Source organism: Nonomuraea sediminis (genome assembly GCF_018531495.1).
Classification (GTDB): Bacteria; Actinomycetota; Actinomycetes; order Streptosporangiales; family Streptosporangiaceae; genus Nonomuraea; species Nonomuraea sediminis.
In genome coordinates this window covers 819,012-835,898 of the sequence record NZ_JAHDTI010000001.1, presented here as the reverse complement: position 1 = coordinate 835,898, position 16,887 = coordinate 819,012, and the positions used below count along the sequence as shown (strand labels likewise).

Genomic DNA, 16,887 nt, shown 5'->3' with positions numbered 1-16,887 from the left:
CGTCAGCCCGCGGCCTTGACCGCGTCGTCCACGAGCTGCTGCCAGGCCTTGTCGTAGGCGACCGAGCCGTCGTCCATGCCCTGGATCACCGACTCGATGGCGTTCTTGACCTGCGCCTGCTTGACGCCGAGGAACACCGGCTGCAGCGAGGCCGCCGACTTGGCGAAGATGTCGCCCACGGGCGCGTCGTTGAAGAACTCGTTCTTCGCGCCCTGCACGGCCGCGTCCTGCTGCGCCTTGGCGTTGCTGGGCATGTTGCCGAAGTCGGTGAAGATGCTCGCCTCGGTCTGCGCGCTGGTCAGGTAGTCGGCGACCTGCGCGGCCTCCTTCGGGTGCTTGGTCTGCTTGGGTACGGCCAGCCACGAGCCGCCCCAGTTGCCGCCGCCGCCCGGGACCGCGGCCACGTCCCACTTGCCCTTGCCGCCGTCACCGGCGTTGCCGCTGACCACGCCGAGCATCCAGGACGGGCAGCCGAGCGTGGCGAAGGCGCCCTTCTGCGTGCCCGCGGCCCACTCGTCGGTGAAGTTGCGCAGCTTGGCGGTCAGGCCGAGCTTGCTCATCTTCGTGGCGAAGTCGAAGGCCGTCCTGACCGCGGGGTTCTTGTCGACGATCAGGTTGTTGGAGGTGTCGAAGTACATGACGTTGCCGTTCTTCGCGGCCTCCTGGTAGAGCACCACCTGGTAGAGGGTGTTGGTGCCGTCGGCGAACCTGCTGTCCTTGACCTTCGCCTGGAACTGCTGGCCGACCTTGATGAAGTCGTCCCAGGTCGGCCAGAGCGCGCTCACCTTCTCGCGGTCGGTGGGCAGGCCCGCCTTCTTGAACAGGTCGGTGCGGTAGCACACGCTCATGCCGCCGATGTCGGTGCCCAGGCCGAACAGCTTGCCGTCGGCGCTGACGCCGTTCTCCCACTTCCAGGCGGGGAAGTCGGCCTTGCGGGCGTCCAGGCCGTACTCCTTCAGGTCGGCCCACCACTCGGGGTGCGCCTTGGCCAGGCCCATGCCGCCCTCGTCGATGCCGACCACGTCGCCGGCGCCGTTGCCGGCCTGCAGCCACTGGATCATCTGCGGCCAGTACTGCTGCTCGAACTGGTCGGTCAGGTGCTCTTCCTTGATCTGGATGTCCTTGTGCTCGGCGTTCCACTTGGTGATGGCGTTCTTGTAGCCGAAGTTGCTGCCGCCGCCGAAGGTCTGCACCCGGATCGTGACTGGCTGCGCGGCCGCCGCGGAGGTCTTGGGTGCGGAGGTGGAGCCGCTGCCGCACGAGACGGTGGCGGCAAGCACGGCGACCACGGCTCCAGCCGCGGCAAAGCGCTTGTAGGTCATGATTCCTTGCCCCTCTGGGTGGGTCGTGGGTGGGAGGTGGGAGGAGTTGGGAGCGCTCCCAGCAAGAGTGCCCGCGACGCCCAGACACGTCAATCCACCGCAACGCAACCGTTACCGAACGTGCCATCGAACAGGAGATTTGGGGAGAAAGGCCCCAAAGATGTAGTTGGGAGCGCTCCCATCTCATTCGTGCTGTTACCGCGCATCCGCGCCAGGGCGGTGGGTCAGGCGGGGTCGCAGGCTTCGGCGCGGGCGGCGAGGAGTGCCTTCTCGCGCTCGTTGCGTGTGAGCGTGCCCGCGCGCTCGAACTCCGCGCGTGCCTCCGCCAGACGGCCGAGCTTGAACAGCAGGTCGCCGCGGACGCTCGGCAGCAGGTGGTAGGCCTTGAGCGAGGGGTCGTCCACGAGCTGGTCGATCAGCTCGAGCCCCACGGCCGGGCCGTAGGCCATCGACAGCGCGACCGCGCGGTTCAGCTCGATGACGGGGGAGGGCGACAGGTGGGCCAGCTCCTCGTAGAGGGCGGCGATGCGCGGCCAGTCCGTCGACTCGGGCGTCAGCGCCCTGGCGTGGCAGGCGGCGATGGCGGCCTGCAGCGCGTAGGGGCCGTGCCCGCCACCGAGCCCCTCGGCGCGCTCCAGCGACTCCAGGCCGCGCGCGATGAGCAGGCGGTCCCAGCGGGTGCGGTCCTGCTCGAGCAGCAGCACGGGCTCGCCCGACGGTCCCGACCGGGCGGCCGAACGCGACTGCTGGATCTCCATCAGCGCCACCAGCCCGTGCACCTCGGACTCCTTGGGCATCAGCCCGGCGAGCACCCGGCCGAGGCGCAGCGCGTCCTCGCACAGCCCGGGCCGCATCCAGTCGTCGCCGGCGGTCGCCGAGTAGCCCTCGTTGAAGATGAGGTAGATGACCTCGAGGACCGACGAGAGCCGGCCCGCCAGCTCCGCGCCCTGCGGCACCTCGAACGGCACGCCCTTGTCGGCCAGCGTCCGCTTGGCGCGCACGATCCGCTGGGCCACCGTCGGCTCCGGCACCAGGAACGCCCGGGCGATCTCCTCGGTGGTCAGGCCGCCCAGCACCTTGAGCGTGAGCGCCACCCGCGCCTCGGTCGACAGCACCGGATGGCAGGCGGTGAACACCAGCCGCAGCAGGTCGTCCTCGATCTCGTCGACCTCGGGCAGGTGCTCGGAGTCGTCGAGGGCGTGACCGATCTCGGCCAGCTTGCGCTCGTAGTTCTGCTGCCGCCTGATCAGGTCGATCGCCCGCCGCTTGGCCACCGTCATCAGCCACGCGCCCGGGTTGCGTGGCACGCCCGTCTCCGGCCACTGTTCGAGCGCGGCCACCAGGGCGTCCTGCGCCAGCTCCTCGGCCAGCCCCAGATCCCGCACGAGCCCGGTCAACCCGGCGATCAGCCTGGCCGCCTCGTCCCGCCAGACGGCCTCAACCGTGCGATGAGCGTCGGTCACCGGCCCATCTCAGCAGCTCACCGCCCCCACTGGCAACCGCGAGCCCGCGCTGGTACGGGGCGACAGGATCTCGATCGGCAGGACACCCTGGGAGGACGCCTCGAGGGGCTCTTTTCAGCCAGAAGCCCCCAGCCTGGGGGCAGGCCGGGGGCTCGAAGCGGGGGAAGTCAGGAGGCGTAGTCGGGGTAGCCGTAGCCGACGACCTGGGAGGTGGGCCTGACGCGGCGCTCGACCTCACCGTTGCCGGTGTTGCCCTCGATCGTGGTGATGGTCCCGTTGTGGTTGTTCTTGACGACGAAGCCGACGTGGTCGATGTCGTCCAGGTCCTTGCTGCCGCTCCAGGCGTAGTACACGACCGCGCCGGGCTTGGGGGTCTGGCCCCAGCGGTGGTTGTTCTTGAACCACTTGGCGTAGGTGACGGTGTAGGCGTCCCAGCCGACGGTGGGACGGGCGCCGGTCTGCTCGCCCACCCAGGAGACGAACATGGCGCACCAGGCGGCGTTGAGGTAGTCCCGCTTGCTGCCGCCGTCACGCTTGACGGTCTCCATGGCCCGGGGGGAGTTCATGTACCACTTCTGGAACTTGGTCCCACCACCGTTGGCGTTTTCCTTCGTGCCGATCTGCTTGGCAGCCACTGACAGCACCTGGGCCGCGGTGACCTTGGCCTTGAGGGTGTGCGACTGGGTGGTGTGCTTCTCGTCGGTGATCACGTACGCGGCGGGGGACTTCACCGAGGCGCTGGCGGGGGCGGCCGCGTGGGCGCCGAAGGCGGTGGTCAGGACCGCTGCTCCGAGAACGGCGCGAGCGTAGCCAAGCTTGGGGGCACGAGTAAGACGATGCTTCACCATCTGGTGGGGGTTCTCCTTGCTTCCATGCCGCTTACCGAGTTAGCTGACGGGTTCGGGCGTGGAAGCTGCCCTACGGCACCGTGGTGCCGATTCACCCCAAGGACGTGGGTCCCCGGCTCCGCACTTGGCGGACTCAGCGGTCACAGGGTTTCCTGTGATGTGGCAACGAATTGGTTGCCCGGACTTGGAAAAAGTAATACAGATGGCAAGAGGATGACAAATCCCTAAAGGTAAAGTTTAGAGACTTGACCTCGGGCGTCGTCCAGCAACCGGGCCATCGCGAGGCTCTCATCAAGCGGCATGACAGGGCTTTCCGTGCGTCCCTCGGCCAGTGCGTCCCGGACCTCGCGAACCTCGCCCACGTAGCCGTTCTGGGCCGGATCGAGCAGGTGCTCGGACGGCTCCACGCCGGGCCCTGAGAGCACGATCCGGCGGGGTGCCCAGAAGGGCGCGTCGATCTCCGCGCGCAGGGAAGCTCCCACGACGCTGGCCGTGTTCGGGTAGTCGGCGAGCAAAGAAACGTCCACGAGCCCCCGGGCGCCGGACGGGTAGATCAGCACGCCGCCCGCCTCCGCGTCCACCCCCGTGGGTGCCGGTGAACCGGTCACGTGCACCGACGCGGGCTGCCCGAGCAGCAGCTGCGCCAGCCCGAACGGGTAGATGCCCAGGTCGAGCAGCGCACCGCCGCCGAGCTCCGGCGCGTAGAGCCGGTGCGCCGCGTCGAAGGGCAGCGCGAAGCCGAACGACGCCTGCACCGACCTGATGTCGGTCACGGACTCCTTGACCAGGCGGATCAGCGGGTTGAAGCGCATCCACATGGCCTCCATCAGGAAGACCCCGGCCTCGCGGGCCAGCCGTACCATGCGCTCGGTGTCGGCGGCGGAGGTGGTCAGCGGCTTCTCGCACAGCACGGCCTTGCCGTGCGCGATCGCGGCCTCGGCCACCGCCAGGTGCTGGGCGTGCGGGGTGGCCACGTAGACGGCCTCCACCGCGGGGTCGGCGCACAGCTCGTCATAGGAGTCGTACGCCGTGCCGCCGAACTCGGCCGCGAAGGCGGCCGCCCGCTCCAGGGAGCGCGACGCGACGGCCGCGATCCGCATCCCCGGCTCGGCCGCGATGACCTCGGCCACCGTCCTGGCGATGCCGCCGGTCGCCGCGATGCCCCACCCTAAGTCCGCCATGTAGATCAGCCCATCCAGTTGAAGGTCGCCGGGTCGGGCCCCAGCCGTGTGCCTTTGCTCAGCGCCCCGAGGGCCGCCATGTCCTCGTCGTCGAGCAGGAAGTCGAAGACGTCGACATTCTCGCGGATCCGCGAGGGCGTGGCGGACTTGGGGATCGCCACGTTGCCGAGCTGGAGGTGCCAGCGCAGCACGATCTGGGCGGGCGACTTGCCGTGCTTGTCGCCGAGCACGGTCAGCGCGGGCTCCTCGAGCAGCCCGCGGCCCTGGCCGAGCGGGCTCCACGCCTCGGTGAGGATGCCGTTGGCGGTGTGGTAGGCGCGCAACTGCTTCTGCGGGAAGTACGGGTGCAGCTCGATCTGGTTGATCGACGGCGTGAGCTCGGCCTCGCGGTCCAGCCGCTCCAGGTTGTCGAGAGTGAAGTTCGACACACCGATGGCCTTGACCCGGCCCTCGCGGTAGATCTTTTCCAGGCTTCGCCAAGCCTGCACGTATCGGTCCTGCTTGGGTGCCGGCCAGTGGATCAGGTACAGGTCGACGTAGTCGAGCCCGAGCGTGGCCAGGCTCTCGTCGTAGGCCTGCTCGACCCTGCCGTGGTCGGTGTTCCAGAGCTTGGTGGTGACGAACAGCTTCTTGCGCGGGATGCCCGATGCCGCGATGGCCCGGCCGACGCCCGCCTCGTTGCCGTAGATGCGGGCGGTGTCGATGTGCCGGTAACCCGCTTCGAGCGCGGTCGTCACCGCGTGTTCCGCCTCCTGGTCGGGAATCTGCCAGACGCCGAACCCGAGCTGCGGAATCTGCACGCCGTCGGTGTTGAGCATGAGCGAGTTCATGCGATCCATTGTTCACGCGGCGTTCCCTGCGGCTTCAGGTGACCTGGCTACCTTGGGGCCGTCGTGATGAACCAATGGGGCAAGCCGGCGTCGGCCTGGGTGGAGTCGCCGCTGCAGATGTTGTGCGCCGTCGAGGCCCACCACGCCGGACTGCTCGGCCAGGAGACCAGGGTGGTGCCGCGCGCCGGGCTGCGCCCGCTCAAGGTCACCCGCAGGGAGCTGGCCAAGCTCGCCCTGCCCAAGGGGCTGGAGCTGGCCGAGCCGCTCGAGCGGATGCCGCGCAAGGTGCAGGCGGTGGGCGACGCGTTCTCCGGGCGGGTGCAGGTGCGCTGGCTGCTCTCGGGGCCCGGCCCCATCGTGATCGTGGACGACGGGCTGGCGACGCTGCGGCTGCTCGAGCTGCTGGCGGCCGGGCCGTACCAGCCGCTGCTGCGGGCGCGCGCCCAGCCGGGACGGCTGCGCAAGCTGCTCGGCCTGGCCGCGGCGATCCGGCTGCACGCCAGCCGCGTGTCGGTCTTCACCGCCCTGCCCGTCCCCGCCGAGCTGGCCCAGGGCGTCGCGGCGGCCGGGGTGAACCTGGTCAAGCACGACTTCGGCTGGCTGCGCGCGCAGCCGCAGAGTACGCCGACGCCGCCCGAGCGGACCGTGGTGCTCGGCACCTCGCTGGTCCGCAACGGCCTGGTGCACCGCGACAGCTACCTGCGCTGGCTGGCCGAGCTGGCCGACAGCGAGCCGCTGGCCTACTTCCCGCACCGGCGCGAGGATCCCGGCGACGTGGCGATCATCCGCGACCGGCCCGGCATCACCGTGCACGAGGCGGGCGCCCCGGCCGAGCTGACGCTGCGCGGGCTGGAGGCGGGCCAGCGGGTGGTGAGCCTGCCGTCCACCGCGATCACCTCGCTGCGGGTCCTGCTCGGGCCGCGCGGCGTCGCGGTCGAACCGGTGGACGTGCCCGACGAGTGGTGGACCAGCAGGGCCGCCCCGGCCCTGAGATCGCATTTGACAGGAGTGCCCAGGTGAGAGTGCTGGCCGTTGCCGACTCGGACTCGTATCTGAAGTGGGTGGCCAGCCTGCTCGACGATCTGCCCGACGGGTGCGTGACCGACCTGGCGGTCGTGCGCACCCCGATCGCGCCCTCGCCCGCGCAGCTGGCCGCCGCGGTGGGCGAGCGGCCCGTGCCGCCGGTGCTGTCGGCGCGCGCGCTCAGGCGGGCGGCGGAACGCGACAGACCCGAAGTGATCATCCTGGCCTGCACGGGACCCGTGGTGGACGTGCTGGCCGCCGACGTGCTGGCCGGGCTGCGGCCGCGGCCGGTGTTCGTGACCGGGCTGCCCGGCATCTCCGTGCCCGCCACCGAGAAGGCCTGGCTCTACCGCAGCGGCTGCGACCTGTTCGTCGTGCACAGCGAGCGGGAGGTGGCCGAGTTCGGCGAGATCGCGGCCAGGCTCGGGGGAGGCGGGGCGGTGGGGATGGCCCGCCTGCCGTTCCTGCGCGCCGCCGCCGGCGGCCGGACCAAGGAACGGGTGGTGTTCGCCACGCAGGCGAAGGTGCCGCGCGAGCGGGAGGAGCGCGAGCGCATCCTGCTGTCGCTGGCGGCGCTGGCCGAGCGCAGGCCCGACCTGGAGGTCGTGGTCAAGCTGCGCGCCCTGGAGGACGAGCGGCAGACGCACAACGAGCGCCACCACTACCAGCGGCTCTGGCGCGAGCTGGGGGAGCCGGGCAGGCTGGCCTTCGCGGCCGGGCCGATGCACGAGCAGCTCTCCAGGGCGGAGGGCTTCGTCACCGTCAGCTCCACGGCCGCGCTGGAGGCCATCGCGCAGGACGTGCCGCTGCTGGTCCTGGAGGACTTCGGCGTCAGCGCCGAGATGATCAACCTGGTGTTCGAGGGCAGCGGCGTGCTCGGCACGCTCGACGACCTGGAGCGGGGCGACTTCAGGACGGCCTCGCCGGCCTGGTGCGCGGCCAACTACTTCCACCCCGCGGACCGCGACAGCTGGGTGGCGCTGCTGACCGCGCTGGTCATCGGGCCGCTCGTGCCCGCCCGTTCGCTCATGGACGGCCCCGAGCACGCCGCCGCCCGGCGCAGGGCGCGGCTGCGGGTGGAGGTGCGGCCAGGGCTCCTGCGCGTCGGCTACCGGGCCAAGCGCAAGATCACGCGGTACATCGTCCGGCGCTGACCTCCCCGGCCCCGCGAAGGGCGGCGACCTTTCCGGTCGCCGCCGTTCGCGTTGCCCGGCTGCTCAGCGCGTCGAGGTGAGCTTCCTGCGCAGGCGGGTGATCGTGGACGGCTTGGGCGCCAGTCCGAGTGTCTCCAGCCGCTTGCGCTTGAAGTAGCGGGGATCCAGCTCCATCCCCTCCGGCCGCAGCTCCGGGTACGCCTCGGCCTGCATGCAGTAGCCGACGGCGTGCACCAGCCGCGCCAGGTCGACGGGCGGCGGCTGCCTGATCGACCCGTCGGCCGCCAGCCGCGGCAGCATCGCGTCCACGATGGTGACCGGCACGCGGTTGCTGTTCTCGTACGGCGCGAGCCGATCGAGCACCAGCTCCGTGCCCAGCGCGGCCACCTCCAGCCCGAACAGCCGCCTGGCCGTGACCAGCCCGGTCGAGAAGCAGCCCACCACGAGGTCCGGCCGCAGCGCGGAGAAGCACACCTCGGCGGGCACGCTCTCGCCCGCCACGACCAGCTTCACGCCCAGCTCGTCGGCCACGCCCCGCAGCAACTGCGCGTGGCGGCGCCCGGCCGCGGGATGCGGCTTGAACACCACGGTCGCGTACCCCCTGGCCGCCAGGCCGCGCAGCATCGACTCGTGCAGGCCGGCCTCCTCCTCGGGGGTGACGATCTCCAGGGCCGACAGGTACTGGCCCAGGATCACCGCCTGCCCGGCCATCATGTCGGGCGCCGTGGCCGCCACCTGGTCGACCACCTCGAGGAAGGCCCGGTCGGGAAGCGGCGAGGCGGGCACGCCGTACTCGCTGAGCAGTAACGGCTTGAGCCCCTGCACCAGGTCCAGGTGGAGCAGGCGGGTGATGCGGCGGAAGATCTCGGCGGGCAGCGGGTCGCGTGTCGGGCCGTAGCTCATCAGCCCGTCGGAGTAGACCGTGATCGGGCAGTCCCGCACCAGCCCGGCGATCGTCCGCGCAGGAGGCACCGCGATCGACTCCAGGACCAGCTCGTTGACCTCGTCGAGCTTCAGGTGGGAACGGATCAGGCGCTCCAGCATGGGCACCTCGATGATCCGCGCCTTCCAGTCCGACGGGTGCAGCGGCGCGATCAGGTCGTTCCACGAGTGCACCTCGGCGAAGCGGGACCGCAGCACCGCGAAGCCGGGCGTGCGGTCCAGCGGCACGGTCACCTCGGGGATCGCCGAGTTCGTCGACACGATCAGCAGCCGCCGCTCCGGCGGGCCGAACTCGCCCGCGTCGATCGCGGCCGCCAGCGACATCGCCCCGAACAGTGTCGAGGCGTAGAACACCTGCGTCATGAGGCCCCCCTCGTCGTCGCCGTGCCGCTCACGGCTCCTCCTTGTCGCGGCGTACCCGCACCGACGGGCCCGGCGGCAGGTCGGGGACCAGCGCGCGGATCGCGGTCTCGCGCTCCACCGCCATCCGCGAGATCGCCTCCACCGCCAGCTCCACCGGTATGTCCCGCACCATCGCCGCGCCGCGCTCGGTGAAGCGGGCGCGCAGCGGCGGCGTGAACCGGTCGGCGATCTCCAGATGGTGGGCGAGCAGCGCCAGGAAGTTCCTGGCCGCCTTCGGCAGGAACTCCGGCTCCACGTCCTTGAAGACCAGCTCGAACGCGTCGAAGAAGTGCAGTTGCCGCTCGTCGCCCACCTGCGTCAGCGACCCGGCCACCTGCCTGCGGTAGAACACCCCGGCCAGCGACACCACGGCGAACGTGGCCGCCTCCCTGTGCAGGCGCCAGATCCACGGCCGGTCCTCGGCCGTGTGCAGCGAGCCGGGGAACTGCAGCAGGTCACGCAGCGAGCGGCGGTAGACCCCGGCCCAGGCGTAGGGGTAGTCGACCATGGTCCGCACCCCGGCGGGCAGGATCGCCTCGCGTGGGTCGAGCACCACGCCCCGCCGCGCCAGCGGAGCGCGGTGCACGACCCGCTTGCGGCCCTCCACCTGCACGTGGTCGGCGCGGACGAAGTCGCACCCCAGGCCGTCGATGGCCGCGACCAGGTCGTGCAGGTAGCCGGGGGCGAGCCAGTCGTCGCCGTCCATGAACGTCACGTACCGGCCGGTGGCGGCCGACAGGCCCACGTTGCGGGCGTCGGCCAGCCCCACCGGGGACGCGTTGCGGATCATGGACAGTCCCGGCAGGTCGGCGCGGAAGTCCTCCACGATCGCCGCGGTCGAGTCGACCGACCCGTCGTCCACCACGATGAACTCGAAGTCCCGGCGCGTGTTGCGGCAGAGCGAGCCGAGCGCGTCGGCGATGAAGCGCTCCCCGTCACGCACCGGGACGACGACGGAAAGAGCGATCACACCGTGACCCTGCGCAGCCGGGCCTTGGGGGCCTCCTCGCCGGGGAAGACCCGCTTCACGCCGTCACCGAGCGCCTGCTCGATGATGCGGATGTCGCGCACCAGGTGCTCGAGCCCGGCCGGCTCCAGCGAGGCCGCGTGGTCGGAGCCCCACATGGTCCTGTCCAGCGTGATGTGCCGCTCGACGCAGACCGCGCCCAGCGTGACCGCGGCCAGCGAGATCTGCAGGCCGCGCTCGTGCCCGGAGTAGCCGACCGGCACGCCGTACCGCTCCTTGAGCGTGGTGATCGTGCGGAGGTTGGCCTCCTCGGGAGGCAGCGGGTAGGTGGAGGTCGAGTGCATCATGATCAGCTTGTCGGTGCCGAGGATCTCGACCGCCGCGTCGATCTCCGACAGCGTGGACATGCCGGTCGACAGGATGATCGGCTTGCCGGTGGCGGCCAGCGCCCGGAGCAGCTCGTGGTCGGCGACGCTGGCCGAGGCCACCTTGTGCACCAGGACGTCCATCTCCTCAAGGAACTCCACCGAGGGGACGTCCCAGGGCGAGGCGAACCAGTGCAGCCCGCGCTCGTCGGCGTACTTGGCGATCTGGCGGTACTCGTCGCGGCCGAACTCGGTCCGCTTCTTGTACTCCAGGTAGGTCATCTCGCCCCACGGCGTCTGCCTGATCTGGTCGCGCTGCTCCAGCGGCACGCAGATCTCCGGCGTGCGCTTCTGGAACTTGACCGCCTGGCAGCCGGCGTCGGCCGCCACGTCGATCAGCCTGCGGGCGATGTCCAGGTCGCCGTTGTGGTTGATGCCGATCTCGCCGATCATGTAGACCGGCTCGCCGTCGCCCACGCGCACGTCGCCGATCTCCACCGGGCCCAGTCTGGGCCGCGTCTTGACCTCGGCCACGGGCGGCTCGGGCCGCGCCGCGATCACCCGGTCGCACAGCTCGCGTACGGCTCCCTCGCCGCCGGGCTTGGACAGCACCACGCGCGCGGCCGCCCGGACCCGGGGGTGCGCGTCGGGAACCGCGATCGGCCAGCCCACCTCGGCCATCGGGCCCAGGTCGTTGACGTCGTTGCCGACGTAGGCCACCCGCGCCGGGTCGAGGCCCTCGATGGTCAGCCAGTCACGCAGCACGGTCCGCTTCTCGGCCAGGCCCTGCAGCACGGGCACGCCCAGCTTGCGGGCGCGCGCGGCCACCACCGGGTTGTGCTCGGTCGACATGACGAGCAGCTTCACGCCGGAGCGGCGCAGCAGCGCGATGCCCATCCCGTCGGAGCGGCTGACCAGCACCATCTCGCGCCCGTCCGAGTCGACGTAGGCGCGGTCGTCGGTGTGCACACCGTCGAAGTCGGTGATGACGGCGTCGACGTCGATGGGCTCGGGCTCGTCCAGGAACGGCGCCAGGGCGCGCACGAGCTCCAGGTCCTCGGGGTCGTCCACCTCGATGGCGTGCTGGGCGGGCACGGGCTGGACGGCGACCTTGCCGAAGAAGCGGTGGCCCGACTCGCGCAGTCCGGCGGTGCGCATCACGTAGAAGGCGCCGTTCTCCCTGAACTGGGTCTCGCGGTCCTGCCGGCGCGGGCGGACGGCCGGGTCGTGGTTGATCCCGGTGCCCGCGGCGGTCCACAGGAACTCGTGCGTGGGCAGGCCCGACACCACCGAGTCGGCCTCGCCGTCCAGGACCATGCGCACGGCCGCCGACAGGTCGGCCGGGTTGATGAACGCGCTGGTGCACTGCACCAGCACGACGACCTCGGGCTCCTCGTCCATCGCGGCAAGCGCGTGCAGCACGGCGGACTCGCTGGAGGCGGTCGCGCCGCTCAGCTCCGCGGGCCGCTCCACGATCTCCGCCCCGGCCTCCCGGGCCACCTCGGCGATCCCCGCGTGGTCGGTCGAGACGACCACCCGGTCGATCAGCTCGGCCCGCAGGCACGCCCGAACCGCGCGGGCCACCAGCGGGATCCCCCCGACCGGTGCGAGGTTCTTCAGGGGTACGCCCGCCGAACCTCCGCGGGCGGGAACTACGGCCAGGACTCGCAATGTGACTCCTCAAGTGCGTTACGTGCACTGGGAAGCTAACGGCCCGAATTTAACTGCGTCTTAACTGCGTGTGGGCATCCGGTAGAGCAGTTCTGGCCGTCCGACCCCGCCGTAGCGCGGCAGCCGTACCGCCGCGCCCGTGTCCACCAGATGTTCCAGGTACCGCCGGGCCGTCACCCGGGAGACCCCGGTGGCGTCGGCCACGGCCTGCGCCGACAGGCCGTCGGGGTGGTCGCGCAGGTGGGCGGCGACGGTGTCGAGCGTGTCCCGCGTCATGCCCTTCGGCAGCTCCGAGCTGCCGCGCAGGGTCGCCAGCATGCGGTCCACGTCGCCCTGCGCCACGATCTGCCCCGCCTCCTGCCTGAAGCGGGCGTAGCGGGTGAGCTTCTCGGCCAGCGCGCCGAAGGTGAACGGCTTGAGCAGGTACTGCGCCACGCCCAGCGACACCGCCGAACGCACCATGGCCAGGTCGCGGGCCGAGGTCACGGCGATCACGTCGCACATCAGCCCGCCGGCGCGCACCGCCCTGCACACCTCCAGCCCGTGCATGTCCGGCAGGTACAGGTCGAGCAGGATCAGGTCGACGGGCGTGTGCCGCAGGAAGCGCAGCGCCTCCCCGCCCGAGCGGACCACCCCTGCCACCCGGAAGCCCGGCACCCGCTCGATGTAGATGCGGTTGGCCTCGGCCGTGATCTCCTCGTCCTCGACGACCAGCACGTCGATCATCCGACCGGCACCTTCACGGTGAAGGCCGACCCGGCGACCTCGATCGTCCCGCCCAGCTTCCTGACCGCCTGCCCCACCAGGGCGAGCCCGAGCCCGTGCCCGTCGCCCTTGGTCGTCCACCCTTTGGTGAAGGCGTCGGACCCCGTCAGCCCAGGACCGTCGTCGCTGACTTTTATGATCAAATTTTCGGCCTTGACCTGGATGTCCACCTCGACCTTGGACGCGGCGTCGATGGCGTTGTCGAGGAGGTTGCCGACGATGGTCACCAGCTGGCCAGGGTCGACGCCCACGTCGTCGACCTCGGTGTCGTGCCCGATCACCAGCTCCACGCCGCGCTCGGCCGCCTCGGCGCTCTTACCGAGCAGCAGCGCGGCCAGCACCGGCTCGCGCACCGCGCCCATCACCCTGTCGGTCAGCTGCTGGGCCGTGCGCAGCTCCTTGGTGCCGAACGCCACCGCCTCGCCGGACCGCCCCAGCTCCACCAGCGTGATCACCGTGTGCAGCCGGTTGGCCGACTCGTGCGCGACCGACCTGAGCGAGTCGGCGAAGCCGCGCTCGGCGTCCAGCTGCCCGGTCAGCGCCTGCAGCTCGGTGTGGTCGCGCACGGTGACCACGGTACCGAGCCTGCTGGGCGCCGAGTTGACGGCCAGCACCCGCTCGCCGATCAGCAGGATGCGCTCCTCCTCGTGGTCGGGCAGTCCCAGCTCCGCCACGGGCCGCCCTTCCGCGTCGGGCGGCAGGTCGAGCAGCGTCCTGGCCGCGTCGTTGCACAGCGTCAGTGTCCCGTCCTTGCCGACCAGCAGCAGACCCTCCCGTACGGCGTGCAGCACCGCGTCGTGGTGCCCGTGGATGCGCCCCAGCTCCACCGGGCCGAGCCCGTGCGTCTGCCTGCGCAGCCGTACGGTCACCAGCCACGTGCCCCCGGCGCCCAACGCCAGCGCGAGCAGCGCGATCAGCGCGCCCCAGGCCAGCTGGCCGCGCAGCCGCGCGCTGATGCGGTCGATGCTGATCCCGGCGCTCACCAGCGCCCGCACCTCGCCGTTCCGCATGACCGGCGTCACCACCCGCCGCGACGGGCCAAGCGTGCCCCGGTACGTCTCGGTGAACGTCCGGCCCGCCAGCGCGGCCTCGGTGTGGCCGAGGAACCGCTTGCCGATCTCGGCAGGGTTCGGGTGCGTGTAGCGGGTGCCGTCCGGCTTCATGATCGTGATGAAGTCCACGCCGGTCGCCAGCCGCACCCGTTCCGCGTAGGGCTGCAGCTCGGCGGTCGGGTCGGGCTCGTCGAGCGCGGCCAGCACCTCGGGGGAGTTCGCCACGCTCACCGCGACCGCGCGAGCCGTACCGCCCGCCTCGTCGGTGAGCAGCTCGTGCGCCTGCACCAGGGCCAGCACGGCGCCGCCGACGACGGCCACGGCGACCACCAGCAACTGCAGGACCAGCATCTGTCCCGCCAGGCTCAGGCGGCGCATCCGACCCCTCCCTTCACGCGTTCACGGGTCCGGTTGTGAACGAAACTTACGCAATGGTGACCTGCGTCACGCCCGGGCGCATAGTCGCAGCGCCAGAACTTCCCGCACAGCCCGGAGAACCCCCCATGCGTGATCGCACCCGCTACCTGTACCTGGCCGTCATCGCGGCGGTCCTGCTCGGGATCCTCGTCGGCTTCATCTGGCCGGATGTCGGCAAGGCGCTCAAACCACTCGGCACCGGCTTCGTCTCGCTGATCAAGATGATGATCAGCCCGATCATCTTCGTCACGATCGTGCTCGGCGTCGGCTCGGTCACCAAGGCCGCCCGCGTCGGCAAGGTCGGCGGACTGGCCATCGGCTACTTCTTGGTCATGTCGACCGTCGCGCTGATCATCGGCCTGCTCGTCGGCAACGTGCTGGAGCCGGGCGCCACGCTCCACCTGACCGACGCCGGCAAGAAGGTCGCCGAGTCCTCGGCCGCCGAGGGCGGCGCCACCGACACGACCACGTTCGTGCTCGGCATCATCCCGACCACGCTGGTGTCGGCGTTCACCTCGGGGCAGGTGCTGCAGACGCTGGTGGTGGCGCTGCTGGCCGGCTTCGCCGTGCTGGCGCTCGGCGAGAAGGGGGCGCCGATCCTGCGCGCCGTCGAGCACGTCCAGCGGCTCGTCTTCCGCATCCTGGCCATGGTCATGTGGGCCGCGCCCGTCGGCGCGTTCGGCGCCATGGCGGCCGTGGTCGGCGCCACCGGGCTGGACGCGCTCAAGTCGCTGGCCATCATCATGATCGGCTTCTACGTCACCTGCCTGCTGTTCGTCGGCGTCGTGCTCGGCGGCCTGCTGTGGGCGATGACCCGGATCAACCTCTGGTCGCTGCTGCGGTACCTGGGCCGCGAGTTCCTGCTCATCCTGTCGACCTCCTCGTCGGAGGCCGCGCTGCCACGGCTGATCGCCAAGATGGAGCACCTGGGCGTCAGCCGTACGGTGGCCGGGATCACCGTGCCGACGGGGTACTCCTTCAACCTGGACGGCACCGCCATCTACCTGACCATGGCCACGCTCTTCATCGCCGAGGCGAGCGGCAAGCCGATGGCGATCGGCGAGCAGGTCGGGCTGCTCGTGTTCATGGTCATCGCGTCCAAGGGCGCCGCCGGCGTCACCGGGTCCGGGCTGGCCGTGCTCGCCGGCGGGCTGCAGTCGCACCGGCCCGACCTGGTCGACGGCGTCGGGTTCATCGTCGGGATCGACCGCTTCATGTCCGAGGCGCGGGCGCTGACCAACTTCGCGGGCAACGCGGTCGCCACCGTCCTCATCGGGACCTGGACCCGCGAGCTGGACCGCGAACGCCTCGACCGGGTGCTCGCGGGCGACCTGCCCTTCGACGAGGCGACCCTGCTGGACGAGGGACCCGAGGACAAGCCGGAACTAGTCACCGCCGCCGCGCGATAAATGCGTGGCGGGCCGCGGAATCCCGGGGCTACCGTAGATCACGTTCTTACAGGAAAGGAGCTGACCGTGCCGAACCCGGCCTTCCCGCTGAGCGCCGAACACGCGTGCGGCCGCATGCTCCGGAGAGCTTCCGTATGACCCGATGACGTCATCGCGAAGCCGCCCGGAGCACCGCTCCGGGCGGCTTTGTCTTTGCCACCTCGGAAGCTGCCGTCTCTGAGGCAGAGCCCGTGGGACCCGATCGGCCGGGATCCGCGACGGGCATTCTCCTGGGTCGATGGTGAAAAGGAATCATGTCTGCCTTGCAAGCAGGAGTTCAGGGTTCGAGTCCCTGCCGATCCACTGCCGCGGTCGCCGACAGGTGCACGGCCGGCGAAGGATGGTCACCACGGCACCGCCGTAACCACCCGCCCGCGACCGCGGCCTGAACGAGTTCGACTCTCACCCGCGTCTCTGGTTCCATGCCGTTTTGTGAATTCTGAGACGGCACGGGAGATCGAGGCCTTTCTGGCCGGAGTGGACGACGGTTCGCGGGTCACGCTGCGCGCGATCGGGCCGGCGGACCAGGACGAGTTCGTGGAGCTGGTGCACGCCAGCACGGCGCTGCACCATCCGTGGATGTCGCTGCCGGGCACGGCCGAGGAGTTCCAGACCTACCTGCGGCGCTTCGACCACACGACCAACCAGGGGCTGCTGGTCTGCCGCCGCGACACGGGCGCCATCGCGGGATCGGTCAACATCAACAGCATCATCCGCGGCCGCTTCCAGAACGGCTCCCTGGGCTACGCGGCCTTCGCGCCGTCGGCCGGGCAGGGGCTCATGGCCGAGGGGGTCGGGCTGGTGCTCGGCTACGCCTTCTCGCAGCTGCGGCTGCACCGGCTGGAGGCGCAGATCCAGCCGGACAACCAGGCCTCCATCAAGCTCGTCAGGCGTCTCGGCTTCCGCTACGAGGGGGTCTCGCCCGACCTGCTGTTCATCGACGGCGCCTGGCGCGACCACGAGCGCTGGGCCATCACCGGCATCATGGCCGGCGACGCCTCCTGGACCCCGCACGCCAGCCTGCCGCCCCGCTGACC

At 70.9% G+C, this 16,887-nt stretch carries 14 protein-coding genes, 1 tRNA gene and 1 riboswitch; of the genes, 5 read left to right on the top strand and 10 right to left on the bottom strand.

Annotated elements, in window-relative coordinates; genetic code table 11:
- Positions 1-2 precede the first annotated feature (2 nt).
- From KIK09_RS03925 to KIK09_RS03905, 5 genes are all read right to left on the bottom strand, one after another.
- Positions 3-1,322 (bottom strand): ABC transporter substrate-binding protein, encoded by a 1,320-nt coding sequence (locus KIK09_RS03925; protein WP_214317223.1) that lies wholly within the window; start codon positions 1,320-1,322, stop codon positions 3-5.
- A 224-nt stretch (positions 1,323-1,546) separates the two neighbouring features.
- The gene (locus KIK09_RS03920) at positions 1,547-2,785 is read right to left on the bottom strand and encodes an RNA polymerase sigma factor (RefSeq protein WP_214317222.1); all 1,239 of its coding nucleotides are present in this window, start codon (positions 2,783-2,785) and stop codon (positions 1,547-1,549) included.
- 167 nt (positions 2,786-2,952) lie between these two features.
- Positions 2,953-3,633 (bottom strand): CHAP domain-containing protein, encoded by a 681-nt coding sequence (locus tag KIK09_RS03915; RefSeq protein ID WP_214317221.1) that lies wholly within the window; start codon positions 3,631-3,633, stop codon positions 2,953-2,955.
- Between the two features lie 13 nt (positions 3,634-3,646).
- Positions 3,647-3,782, bottom strand: a riboswitch (cyclic di-AMP (ydaO/yuaA leader).
- Positions 3,783-3,857: 75 nt separating this feature from the next.
- Positions 3,858-4,814 (bottom strand): Gfo/Idh/MocA family protein, encoded by a 957-nt coding sequence (locus tag KIK09_RS03910; protein ID WP_214317220.1) that lies wholly within the window; start codon positions 4,812-4,814, stop codon positions 3,858-3,860.
- Between the two features lie 5 nt (positions 4,815-4,819).
- Positions 4,820-5,644: an aldo/keto reductase gene (locus KIK09_RS03905; protein WP_214317219.1), complete on the bottom strand. Its 825-nt coding sequence runs from the start codon at positions 5,642-5,644 to the stop codon at positions 4,820-4,822.
- Positions 5,645-5,710: 66 nt separating this feature from the next.
- Between KIK09_RS03905 and KIK09_RS03900 the strand changes: the two genes are divergently transcribed.
- Both KIK09_RS03900 and KIK09_RS03895 read left to right on the top strand, forming a co-directional pair.
- Positions 5,711-6,664: a hypothetical protein gene (locus KIK09_RS03900; RefSeq protein WP_214318017.1), complete on the top strand. Its 954-nt coding sequence runs from the start codon at positions 5,711-5,713 to the stop codon at positions 6,662-6,664.
- Positions 6,661-7,821: a DUF6716 putative glycosyltransferase gene (locus KIK09_RS03895; protein ID WP_214317218.1), complete on the top strand. Its 1,161-nt coding sequence runs from the start codon at positions 6,661-6,663 to the stop codon at positions 7,819-7,821. The genes KIK09_RS03900 and KIK09_RS03895 overlap by 4 nt, the downstream gene beginning before the upstream one ends.
- Positions 7,822-7,884: 63 nt before the next feature.
- Here KIK09_RS03895 and KIK09_RS03890 read toward each other — a convergent pair whose 3' ends face one another.
- The 5 genes from KIK09_RS03890 to KIK09_RS03870 are packed head-to-tail and all read right to left on the bottom strand — an operon-like array spanning position 7,885 to position 14,363.
- Positions 7,885-9,126, bottom strand: a complete 1,242-nt coding sequence (locus tag KIK09_RS03890) for an alpha-2,8-polysialyltransferase family protein (protein WP_214317217.1) — start codon at positions 9,124-9,126, stop codon at positions 7,885-7,887.
- A gap of 28 nt (positions 9,127-9,154) precedes the next feature.
- Complete coding sequence (locus KIK09_RS03885; RefSeq protein WP_214317216.1) at positions 9,155-10,135, bottom strand: glycosyltransferase family 2 protein; 981 nt, start codon at positions 10,133-10,135, stop codon at positions 9,155-9,157.
- Complete coding sequence (locus KIK09_RS03880) at positions 10,132-12,168, bottom strand: N-acetylneuraminate synthase family protein (protein WP_214317215.1); 2,037 nt, start codon at positions 12,166-12,168, stop codon at positions 10,132-10,134. The genes KIK09_RS03885 and KIK09_RS03880 overlap by 4 nt, the downstream gene beginning before the upstream one ends.
- Before the next feature lie 60 nt (positions 12,169-12,228).
- On the bottom strand, positions 12,229-12,894 hold the full coding sequence (locus KIK09_RS03875) for a response regulator (RefSeq protein ID WP_214317214.1): 666 nt from the start codon (positions 12,892-12,894) through the stop codon (positions 12,229-12,231).
- Positions 12,891-14,363: an ATP-binding protein gene (locus KIK09_RS03870; protein WP_214317213.1), complete on the bottom strand. Its 1,473-nt coding sequence runs from the start codon at positions 14,361-14,363 to the stop codon at positions 12,891-12,893. The genes KIK09_RS03875 and KIK09_RS03870 overlap by 4 nt, the downstream gene beginning before the upstream one ends.
- A 125-nt stretch (positions 14,364-14,488) precedes the next feature.
- Here KIK09_RS03870 and KIK09_RS03865 point away from each other — a divergent pair, with 125 nt between their 5' ends.
- The 3 genes from KIK09_RS03865 to KIK09_RS03855 all read left to right on the top strand — a co-directional run bounded on the left by KIK09_RS03865 (position 14,489) and on the right by KIK09_RS03855 (position 16,885).
- Positions 14,489-15,811, top strand: a complete 1,323-nt coding sequence (locus KIK09_RS03865) for a cation:dicarboxylate symporter family transporter (protein ID WP_214317212.1) — start codon at positions 14,489-14,491, stop codon at positions 15,809-15,811.
- Between the two features lie 271 nt (positions 15,812-16,082).
- Positions 16,083-16,153 (top strand) — tRNA-Ala (locus tag KIK09_RS03860).
- Between the two features lie 129 nt (positions 16,154-16,282).
- Positions 16,283-16,885 (top strand): GNAT family N-acetyltransferase, encoded by a 603-nt coding sequence (locus tag KIK09_RS03855; protein ID WP_308163903.1) that lies wholly within the window; start codon positions 16,283-16,285, stop codon positions 16,883-16,885.
- The last annotated feature ends 2 nt before the right edge of the window (positions 16,886-16,887 follow it).